Raw genomic sequence first — 10,241 nt, forward strand, 5'->3', positions numbered from 1 at the left:
GGGCCGTTGGGGGAGCCGGGGCCGGCGAAGAGATCGAGCCCCCGGTCGCGGTAGCGCGCCAGCAGCTGGCGGAACCGGCCGTCAGCGGCGTCCTGCCCGAGGAACAGCGCCTCCCGCAGGTCGTGCATCTGGCTGGTCGGCAGCTTGCGGTCACCCACTTCGGCCGTGCCGTCGAGTCCGTCGGTTCCCTCGGCCGGGCCGAAGGCGGCGGTGAGCGCGGCCACGCGCCGGGCGAGGTCGTCCCAGTGGCGCCCCACCGTCCACGGCTCACGCATGTCGCGGGTGACCACGTAGGGCTGCGCGTACAGCAGGGCCCGCAGTTTCCGCCGCCTGCACGGGTCGGGTTCGGCCGCGATGTCGGCCGCGCCAGGCGCGACCTGCATCCGGTCGCGCAGGTGGGCCGGATCGCTGCCACCGCTGTCGTACAGGACGTGGAAGGAGAACGCGGACGCCCGTGGCTGGAACCGGGGCCGAATCCGGGGCTGCCGCGGTTCCCCGGGCGCCGACGGTGACGCGCCCGGTTCCGCGGGGCTGTCGGAGCTGTCGGGGCTGTCGGGGCTGTCCGCGGGCGGCTCCTGGCCCACCGAGTACAGCTTGACCGTCTTCTTCGCCTCCTTCGTCAGTTCCTCGGCGAGGTCGTAGGCGGCGGAGAACGGGAAGTGCGGTTTGACGACGGCCACCCCGGCGCAGGCGGTGAGCCCGTCCGGAGCCTGCGGCTGGATGACCGGGTTCTCGCGGGTGGCTTTCTCGAAAGCGACGAGATACGCCTCGGTGAAGGCCAGCGAGACGGAACCGGTGCAGACCACCGTGAGGTCGTCACCGCCGAGCACCAGCGGCAGCACCGGTACCTCACCGTCGACGGCATGGCCGTGGGGGAGCACCTGCCGGCAGTGTTCCAGCGCCTCGCGGAACGCCTCGCGGGTGCACGCGTCGACGGCTTTCGAGAACGGCCCGAGAGCGTCGGCGTAACGGTCGCTGGTCGGCGTGTCGCCGTCGCCCGTGGTGCCCAGGCCGGTGAACAGCTGGCCGAGGCTGTTGCCGTCCGCGTGGATGACGGCGACCCAGTCGGGCACGCCCTCCAGATGATCGGCGATCTTCTCTAGTTTCTTCGACGGGATGCCGGCGTCGCCCGCCAGCCGGCGGAATCCGGCGTCCCTGGCTTCCCGCTTGGCTATGGACGGGCGGGCCCGGGGCTGCCGTGACCGCGGGCCCTCACCCTCCCTGATCACGTCGTGGGCGGGCAGGCCGCTGGCCGCGCACTCGTCCACGATCGGGATGCGGGGGAAGCGGCCTGCCGGGCCGGGCCGGTCAGCCCGGACCTGCGGCAGTGCCTCGTGGACCTCGCGGCAGCGCCCGGCGAGCAGGCTGACCGGCCGCTGGCCCGGCTCCCGGTGGACGCCGTCCCAGTCGAACCCTTCGCCGACCACGCCACACACGTCCAGACCGGGAGCCTCCCGCAGCGCCCGTGTCGTCACCCTGCTGACCAGGGCTCTTCCCCTGTCCGGGTCGCGGACGACCACCTTGGCGCTGCCGGCCGCGGCCACCAGAAGCTGTGCGTCCCGGCCGGCGGAGATCTGCCAGTCCCGCCCGAAGCCGGGGAACTCGGCCCGCAGCGCGTCAAGCGTCCAGCGCTCGAGCCGGTAGATGAGCTCGGAGGCGCCGACGTTCTCCCGCCGCTTCGTGGTCTCGAAGATGAAGCTCTGGTTCCCCGACGTCTCGATGAGGACGACGTGACAGGTGACGCCCATCTGCTGGTCCTTCCGTGCGCTCCGCGTGTTGCCGTGCCCGGTGTGTCGTCCCGGCGCCGGGACGACGGCTGCCCGTCCACTCACCCCTGACGGACGAAGCCCGCGGCTGGGTTTCAACCCCTCCGGGGACGGCCTCCACCTACCTCTGACGGACGAGACCGGCAGGCCCGCGTCTGGCCGTTCCAAAGTAACCGTGCTTGCTCCAGGTAAACGGCGCTCGGGTCCCGTAACCGCCGGCCCCGCCCCCGGAAAGCGCCAGGACCGGGACCGGCGGTCCCCGTCCATACCTGACGGACGACGTAGACGACAGGCGACGCGGACGACGGGGCGGCTACGGACAGCGGGGACGGACAGGACGACAGGCCGCCTCGTCCGTCAGGGGAAGGTGACAGATCGACCCACAACCGTGAAGGGCGAGACGCGATGGCCACCGACCGCCAGACCATGAGCGCCTGCCGTATCCTCGTCCATCTCGTCGGGGCCGCCGACCTCGGCGCGTCATCCGGAGAGCAGTTCCGGGAACGGCTCGCCGAGCTCGTCGCGGCCGGCCCGGACGAAGCCGGACGCCTGTTGACGACGAGCGTCGACCCGGCGCGAAAAACACCGCTGATCGCGGTGTTCGCGGCCGGCGCCCCACAGTACGACCGGGTCGTTCTCGTTGTTACCAGGCCCCGTGCCGGCCAGCCCGCTGATTCGGGCCAGACACTGTCGCTCGGCGAAGCAATCAAGAAGCTGCTGGAATCCGACAGCCTGTACGGCGTCAGTTTTCCACCGGGGGCCGTCGAAATTCTCGAAGCCCACGGACCATATCTCGCGGGGACTCGGCCGGTGATACGCCGGCGGCTGCGAGAGCTTCATGACGCCGGTGTGCCGCCGCACGTCGACATCACTTTCGGCGGCGGCGCCACCAACGCGGCGATGGGATTGGTGATCGGGGCGCTCGAAAGCGAGGTGGAGCCGCATCTGGTGCTCCTGGCCGAGCGTGGTGGCCACCGCATCCTGCCGAGCGAGAAAATACCGAGCGCGAACGAGAACGACGACCGCTGGCTCGTCCGGCACCGGTTCTATGCGTCCATGGCCAGTCATGATCAGGACAATGAAGAGCTGTGGAAGCGCCGCCTCAACCGTCAGATTCTGGTGGCCGAGGGCGTTGGTGGCGCCGGCTGGGACGATACCGGCGAGGAGGAACTGGCCCGGGTCCTGCTGGAACGGATCGACCGGCGGGAGGTGGTCGACGGCATGCTCTTCCGCGCGTGGCTGGAAGCCCGCGTCCGTAACCTCGCGGCCCGGGACAGCGCGGCCGGCGTCGACGCCGATCTTGATGATCTGATCAGGCGTCGCTTTCCCGACCGGGAGATCCGCGCCGCGCAGAAGAAGGAACCGCGGAGCAAGCTGTCCAAAGATGAGATCAGGAAGCTGCGCGCCGCCCGCGCCAAGCGGGAAGTGCCGACATCCGCGCTCGACCTGCTGCTCGAGCCGCGGGTGTGGGACGCCGAAATGGCGGCCAAGGATCTGGTGCACGTGAACCGGACCAATCCGCGGGATCTGGGGATCATCGACCGGTTTCTCGAGACCCAGAGCTATCTGCCCAGGTATGACGAGGAGATCGTGGAGCTCGGTTACCCGCGGTGGCGTTATCTCGATGATCGGCGTGCCCTTATTCTTCTTGCGATGGGCATGGATTCGGTCGAAGGTGACGACCCGCCGACACCCCGCCTGGATGCGCTCATCCAGAAGGCCGCCTGTAAGAACGTCACGCCGGTCATCCGGATTCTCGTGTCCGAAAAGACCGAGCCCGTCGGCCGGCTGTGGGAGACAAAGGCGCGTGGGAAGAACATCGATTGCCGCATCCTCCTGAAAAGTGGGATCGATTTCGGCGATCTCGATGACATCCGCTTGGACACCTGGGACGCGCTCCAGGCGGAAGGCGATCTCGACACGGTCAAGGAGGTCTGGGTCGTCGTGAGCTCCGGACGGAAGCCACAGGGGCTCGGGCTGACGCTCGCGGGTATCGAATGGGGCCTGTCGGCCGCCTGCCCCACCCGGTTGGCGGAGATCCGTCGTTCCGGTGCGGGTTCGGACGAGTCGATCGTCGAGATCGACGGGGAGGCCGTGCTCAACCGTGTCGCCGGTGACGCCGAGCTGGCCCGGGTCGCGCTTTCCGCGCTCGAGTGCCTGGACGTCAGCGCCGCGGTGGCGCTGCTCGGCCAGGGCTCCGCCCAGCGGCTGCGGCCCTTCGCCGACAGAGCGCGAAGGCTGGCTTTCATCGGGCCGTCCGCAACGCTCGACCCGCGGTGGCTGGCATCCATCGGGCTGCCGGAGGGCCCGGAGCGTCTGCCCTTCCTGCTGTTGCGAGCCCGGCTCCGCCTGATGGAGACGCTGGCGGAGAGCGATCCCTGGGGCTGTGCCGTGCGGGCGGCCGTGCTGTGCGAGGGAACGCTGGGCAAGAACGGCAAAAACGGGTGGAACGCTCTCAAGAACCGTATTCCCGAAGCCGGCAGGATCGCTGGATATCGCAATGACAGCCCGGCCTCGCACGGGAAGGAAAAGGCCGCGCGGACGGGCCGGGCTGTCACTCACCCGTCCGCGGAGAAGCTGCGGGAGTGCTTGCGTGGCCTGCGCGAAGGGCTCAGCAGGCAGGTAAAGGTCGACGGCGTGGGGCTGCCGGACACCTGGGACGGTGTGCTCGTCGACGAGCTCAGCCGGCTGCGCGGCGAGCTTCGGGCGTTCACCGCGCCCGCCTGAACAGGGGCTGCGCCGGGTCAGAGGTCAGGCGGCAGTGCTGGGTCAGGGGCGGTGCCAGGTCTGGGGGTCGGCGGTGACCTGTTCGCCGCTGGCCATGTTCTTGACCTCGTGCGGCTTGCCGTCCTCGAAGGGTGGGAACCAGACGAACGGGATGCCCTTGCGTGACGCGTAACGGATCTGTTTTCCCAGCCTGTCGGCCTCGTGGTAGGTCTCGACGTTGTAGCCGCGGGCGCGCAGGTGTGCGGCGGTGGCCCTCGCCTCGGCCCGGCGGGCGTCGCTGGGGAGCACCACCAGGACGTCGCTGGGGCAGCTCGCGGCGGTTTCCAGGCGTCCTTCCGCCAGGAGCTTGGCGAAGATCCGGGTGAGCCCGATGGAGATCCCGACGCCGGGCAGGTGCCGGCGGATGAACGACCCGGCGAGGTCGGCGTAGCGGCCGCCCGAGCAGATGCTGCCGTAGTCCGGCCAGTCGACGAACTTCCCCTCGTAGACGGTGCCGGTGTAGTAGTCCAGGCCGCGGGCGATGGACAGGTCCGCCACGATGCTGCCGGCGGGCAGGTCGGAGAGCTCGTCGAGGACGAACGACAGCTCGTCCAGGCCCTCGTCCAGCAGGTCGGAGGTGACGCCGAGGCGGCGGATGTCGTCGGCCACGCCGGTGTCGCCGCCGCGGATGTGGGCGAGGTCCAGGCAGGCGGTGATCTGTTCGGGGGTGAGCCCGAGGGTGCTGGCGAGCAGTTTCTCGACGCCGGCGGTGCCTATCTTGTCCAGCTTGTCCGCGACCCGGATGACGCCGAGCGGGTCGCCGATGCCGAGCCCGGTGTAGAAGCCCTGCAGCACCTTCCGGTTGTTGATGTTGACCGACCAGGCGGGGATGCCGAGCCCGGTGAGGATCTCGTGGACGATGCGGGGGAGCTCGGCGTCGAAGTACAGCGGGACGCGGTCGACGTTGATGACGTCGATGTCACACTGGGTGAACTCGCGGTAGCGGCCTTCCTGCGGGCGCTCGCCGCGCCAGACCCGCTGCACCTGGTAGCGCTTGAACGGGAAGACCAGCTCGTTGAAGTGCTGCGCGACGTACCGGGCGAACGGCACGGTGAGGTCGAAGTGCAGGCCGAGCCGGGCGTCGCCGTCGTCGCCGTCGTCGGCCTGCAGCCGGCGCAGGGTGTAGACCTCCTGGGAGGTCTCCCCCTTCGCGAGCAGCACGTCGAGGGCTTCGACGGACGGGGTCTCGACCGAGCAGAAACCGTAGCGCTCGAAGGCCCGGCGGATCTCGTCGAGCCAGCGCAGCTCGACCAGCCGCACCTCGGGCAGCCACTCGGGGAATCCGCTGACCGGCGCGGGCCGGACGAGCTGCTCGTTGCCCATAGCGGAAACGCTCTCCTCTCGAGGACTACCTGACGTCGTGCACCGGATACGGTGAGGCATCGCGTGTGCGTCCCGGCCGGTCGGTCAGGACGCGCCTGAATCCAGCATGACCCGCCGGCCGTACCGTATCCCTTGCGCCACGGCGTGGGGACGGACGTCGTGGCGCACCGCGCGACGACGACCGCGCGACGGCTCCGCGGCGGCTCCGTGCCGGTAGCCGCCGGGCTACGACAGCTTGGGCAGGTCGAAGTGCTCACGGATCTCGGCCTGGACGTCGACGGCCGGGTGCCGGGCATCGACGATCGCCACGTACTCCTTGCGCTGGAAGATCTCCATCACCGGCCTGGTCCGGGCGTGGTACTCACGCAGCCGGACCTCGAGCGCCTCGGGGTTGTCGTCCGAACGGGTCAGCAGCTGGCCGCCGCAGACGTCGCAGGTGTCCGCCACCCGGGGACGGCTGGCGATGAGGTTGTAGTCCAGCCCGCACCGGGAGCACAGGCGTCTGGCCAGCACCCGCCGGTAGACCTCCTCGTCCGGCAGGTCCAGGTAGATCACACCGTCGATGTCGTAGCTCTCCAGGAAGAACTCGGCCTGCCGGGCGTTGCGGGGGAAGCCGTCGATGACGAAGCCGTAGTTCCAGTCGTGGCTGGCGAGCCTGTCCCGGACCACCGACTCGACGAGGTCGTCGCCGACCAGATGGCCGCTGGCGACGACGCGTCTGACCTGGGCGCCCAGTTTGGTATGGCTCTGTACATTCCAGCGGAAAATGTCACCCACGCTGATATGGACGAGGTCGAGGTCGTCGGCGAGCATTTTCGCCTGCGTGCCCTTGCCGCTGCCCTGCACGCCCATGATGACGAACTTGCGCATACCCACCTCCGGCTGCCAGAAGTCTCCGGTTCCCAGGAATTCCCCGCCACTCGCCATGCTCTCCCCGCGGCCCGGCCGCGGGCCGGCGCCGCGCGGCCCCGTCAGTCCGTGAGCTGGCGCCGCGCCGTACCCGCCGGCCTGCCAGGACGGTGGCGATGTGGTGATCGGACGGACGGCCCGGGCGCCGACCGGCCGGACACGCGCGGGAGCCTGCCGGCCGCGCCGGAAGCCGCGCCGTCCGGAGTCCTGGTCCGCTCGACAAAGCGCCGTTCCTGTTCCCTGTCGTTTGTGCCCGGCTGTTCCGCGCCCGGCCGTTCTGTTCCCGGCCGCCGCCCGCCGGCCCCACGCCGACCGGGACGAGGCCCGACCGTACCAGTGCCCGCCCGGCCCGGGAGGTACGCACACGGGAAATCTTCGTACTCGCCGGTGAAACAGTACAAAATGACCTTTTCGAAGCCGCCGGTGGCATCAGGACGGGCGAAGGGCAATGTTTTGGCGAGTATTTAGCGAATATTTGGCGAATGTTGCGGATGTCGGCGGCACCGGTGGGCGGGCCGTGGCGGGAACCGCGTATCCGGTCGCGCGGGCTGGTCCCGGCCGGCCGGCCGGCCGCCGTGGCCGGCCGATCCGTGACAGGCGCCCGGATAGCGGGCGAAGATGGCCGGGTGGACCCGGTGACGCTGTCGGTGCTGGTGAGCGGGCTCGCCGGGATCGCCGAGGAGATGGGGACGCTGCTGGTCCGCAGCGCCTACTCGTCCAACATCAAGGAACGTCGCGACTGCTCGGCCGCCCTCTTCGACCGGGCCGGCCGGATGATCGCCCAGGCCGCGCACGTCCCCGTGCACCTCGGCGCCATGTACGAGTCGGTGCGGGCGGTGGCCGCCCGCGGTGCCAGGCCTGGCGAGGTGTGGGTGCTCAACGACCCGTTCGCCGGCGGGAACCACCTGCCCGACGTCACGCTCGTGTCACCGCTGGCGGCGAACGGCGAGATCATCGCCTTTGCCGCGACCCGGGCGCACCACTCGGACATGGGCGGCATGCGCCCCGGGTCGATGCCGGCCGACTCGCGGGAGATCTACGCCGAGGGGCTCATCATCCCGCCGGTGCGGCTGGTCGCCGACGGTGAGTGGCGTGCCGACATCCTCGAGCTGATCTGTGCGAACTCGCGCACGCCGGAGCTGCGCCGCGGCGACCTGCGGGCCCAGGCCGCGGCGAACCAGCTGGCCGGCACCAGGCTGGCCGAGCTGATCGAACGCCGGGGCCTGGACGTCGTGCTGACGGCGTTCGCCGAGGTGCTGGCCTACGGCGAGCGGCGCTCCCGGGCGATGATCGCGGCGCTGCCGGACGGCCGGTACACCGCCGCCGGCGAGGTCGAGGGCGACGGCGTGACCGATGACGACATCCCGATCCGGGTGGCGGTGACGATCGACGGCGACGCGCTGACGGTCGACTTCGCGGGCACCTCGCCGGCGGTGCCCGGCAACGTGAACTGCCCGCGGGCCGTCACCCGGTCGGCCTGCTGTTTCGCGCTGCGGGTGCTGCTGCCCGAGGACGTCCCGGCGAACGACGGCACCTACGCCCCGCTGGAGGTGCTGACGCGGCCCGGATCCCTGGTGGACGCGCGCCGGCCGTCCGCCGTGGTCGCCGGGAACGTCGAGACGTCCCAGCGGATCGCCGACACGGTGCTGGCGGCCCTGTCCCAGGCCGTCGCGGCCGGCACGGCCCGTGAGGCTCGTACGGACAGCACGGCCGGCACGGCTCGTACGGACAGCACGGCCGGCACGGCTCGTACGGCCGGTGGGCCCGCGGCCGATGGGGCCGGGCGGCGTGAGCCCGGCGACGGCCCGGTCCTGCCCGCGCAGGGGCAGGGCACGATGAACAATCTGATCATCGGCGGGCGGGGGTGGACGTACTACGAGACGCTCGCCGGCGGCCAGGGCGCGTCCGCGCGCGGGCCGGGGCCGTCCGGTGTGCACGTGGGCATGACCAACACCCTGAACACCCCGATCGAGGCCCTGGAGCTGGAGTACCCGATGCGGGTCGAACGCTACGAGCTCGACATGGCCACCGCCGGGGCTGGTCGGCATCCTGGTGGCGCGGGGCTGGTGCGCTCGATCCGGGTGCTTCAGGAGGCGGCCCTGTCGCTGCTCACCGACCGCCGTCGGCACGCCCCGCAGGGCGCCGCCGGTGGCGGGCCAGGCGCGGTGGGGCGCAACGAGGTGGACGGCGTGCGGCTGCCGTCCAAGGCGGGCCTGGAGCTGGCGGCCGGGTCGGTCGTCACGATCCGTACTCCCGGTGGCGGCGGCTGGGGCCCGTCCGACGGCTGAGAGCCGAGGGCTTCCGCCGGCCGCTGCCGGGGCCGCTGCCGGGATGTGTACGGACGCGGCATACGGACGGCATGCGGATCCCGGCCGCGTCCGTGGTCGGATCGGCGTCGATCTCTGGCCGAGGTGATTGTCGTGCGCGCGGCGCCGCTATGATCCGTTTTTGGTTTGATGATATAAGGATGTTGTTCCAATGTTATTTTTATAATCATTTGTTGGTTGACTTGGTTACTTCTGGGGTGTAAATGCACGGAACGTACCCATGGTCGAATCGAAGTCCGTTCATGGGCACGGTGAGTCACGGCTGGTGAGTCACGGCTGCGAGGCAACGGGGCCGCGCCCAATGGCGGTGGAGGAGGTCCGGTGGACACGGTGGTGCTGTCGTCACTGGCGCGGTCGTTCGACGCCGCCCTGCTGTCGGCGGGTGCGCGGGCGGATGCCGCCGAACGGGCGTCCGCGTTCGAGGATCTTGTCCTCCGCTACTGCGAGCCCGGCCGTTTCTACCACACGCTGCGTCACGTGAGTGAGACGTTGGTCGCGCTGCGGCTGCTCGTCACGGCCGACCGGGAGCGCGGCCGGGAGCAGGACCGTGACCGGGCCGGCGGGTGGGAACGGGCCGGCGGACGGGCCCGGCCGGGCGGAGCGGACGACCCGGCGTCCGCGCTGCCCGCCTGCCGGCTCGCGCTCTTCTTCCACGACGCGGTCTACGACACGCGGACGAGTGACAACGAGGCCCGGTCGGGCGAGCTGGCGGCCGCCACGCTGACCGCCCTGGGCTGCCCGCGGCCGGTGGCCGCCGACGTCGACCGGCTGGTGCGGGCAACCGCGGCCCACCTGTCCGCGGGCCCGGACGAAGCCATGGTCAACGACGCGGATCTGCGGGTGCTGGCCCGGCCGGCGCCCGCGTACGACGTCTACGCCCGCAGGGTACGGCGGGAGTATGCCTGGGTCTCCCCGGAGCGCTGGGCCTCCGGCCGGGCCGCCGTGCTGCGCACGCTGCTCGAACAGCGCGTCTACGCCACGCCGTGGGCGTCCCGCCACTGGGAGCCGATGGCCCGCGCCAACCTGCGCCGCGAGCTGGCAGGCCTGCGCCGTGAGCTGGCCGGCCAGCCCTGAACACCTGCGACAGCACTCCGGTGGGTGGAAACCGCCACGGCAGCGACCGTTTCCACCCACCGATACGGAAGCCGTA

The 10,241-nt window shown here is 70.8% G+C and carries 6 protein-coding genes; 3 read left to right on the plus strand and 3 right to left on the minus strand.

The genetic code is table 11. The features are described 5' to 3' along the window. A partial coding sequence (locus AC5LSR_RS20995; RefSeq protein ID WP_493468878.1) for a Cas10/Cmr2 second palm domain-containing protein occupies nucleotides 1-1,748 on the minus strand: 1,748 nt, incomplete at its 3' end. A 423-nt stretch (nucleotides 1,749-2,171) separates the two neighbouring features. On the opposite strand from AC5LSR_RS20995, the gene AC5LSR_RS21000 reads away from it, so the two are divergent. After that, on the plus strand, nucleotides 2,172-4,493 hold the full coding sequence (locus AC5LSR_RS21000) for an NACHT domain-containing protein (RefSeq protein WP_250292655.1): 2,322 nt from the start codon (nucleotides 2,172-2,174) through the stop codon (nucleotides 4,491-4,493). 42 nt (nucleotides 4,494-4,535) lie between these two features. Here the strand turns inward: AC5LSR_RS21000 and hisS are convergent, their stop codons facing one another. Together hisS and AC5LSR_RS21010 are read right to left on the minus strand one after the other, a co-directional pair. Next, nucleotides 4,536-5,855 carry a histidine--tRNA ligase gene (gene hisS, locus AC5LSR_RS21005; protein ID WP_250282151.1) on the minus strand — a complete coding sequence of 440 codons (1,320 nt, stop codon included), beginning with the start codon at nucleotides 5,853-5,855 and terminating at the stop codon, nucleotides 4,536-4,538. 225 nt (nucleotides 5,856-6,080) lie between these two features. After that, a complete protein-coding gene (locus AC5LSR_RS21010; protein WP_250282150.1) occupies nucleotides 6,081-6,725 on the minus strand; it encodes an adenylate kinase family protein in 645 nt (214 codons plus the stop codon). Between the two features lie 665 nt (nucleotides 6,726-7,390). Between AC5LSR_RS21010 and AC5LSR_RS21015 the strand changes: the two genes are divergently transcribed. Next, complete coding sequence (locus AC5LSR_RS21015; RefSeq protein WP_250282149.1) at nucleotides 7,391-9,052, plus strand: hydantoinase B/oxoprolinase family protein; 1,662 nt, start codon at nucleotides 7,391-7,393, stop codon at nucleotides 9,050-9,052. A 360-nt stretch (nucleotides 9,053-9,412) separates the two neighbouring features. Further along, nucleotides 9,413-10,165, plus strand: a complete 753-nt coding sequence (locus tag AC5LSR_RS21020; RefSeq protein WP_250282148.1) for an HD domain-containing protein — start codon at nucleotides 9,413-9,415, stop codon at nucleotides 10,163-10,165. Nucleotides 10,166-10,241 lie beyond the last annotated feature (76 nt).

Source organism: Protofrankia sp. CiP1_Cm_nod4, from assembly GCF_982290645.1.

What these genes read in the sequence shown, in the direction of transcription:
- AC5LSR_RS21010 (WP_250282150.1), bottom strand. Translation starts at nt 6,725, where the DNA reads ATGCGCAAGTTCGTCATCATGGGCGTGCAGGGCAGCGGCAAGGGCACG.
- hisS (WP_250282151.1), bottom strand. Translation starts at nt 5,855, where the DNA reads ATGGGCAACGAGCAGCTCGTCCGGCCCGCGCCGGTCAGCGGATTCCCC.
- AC5LSR_RS21000 (WP_250292655.1), top strand. Translation starts at nt 2,172, where the DNA reads ATGGCCACCGACCGCCAGACCATGAGCGCCTGCCGTATCCTCGTCCAT.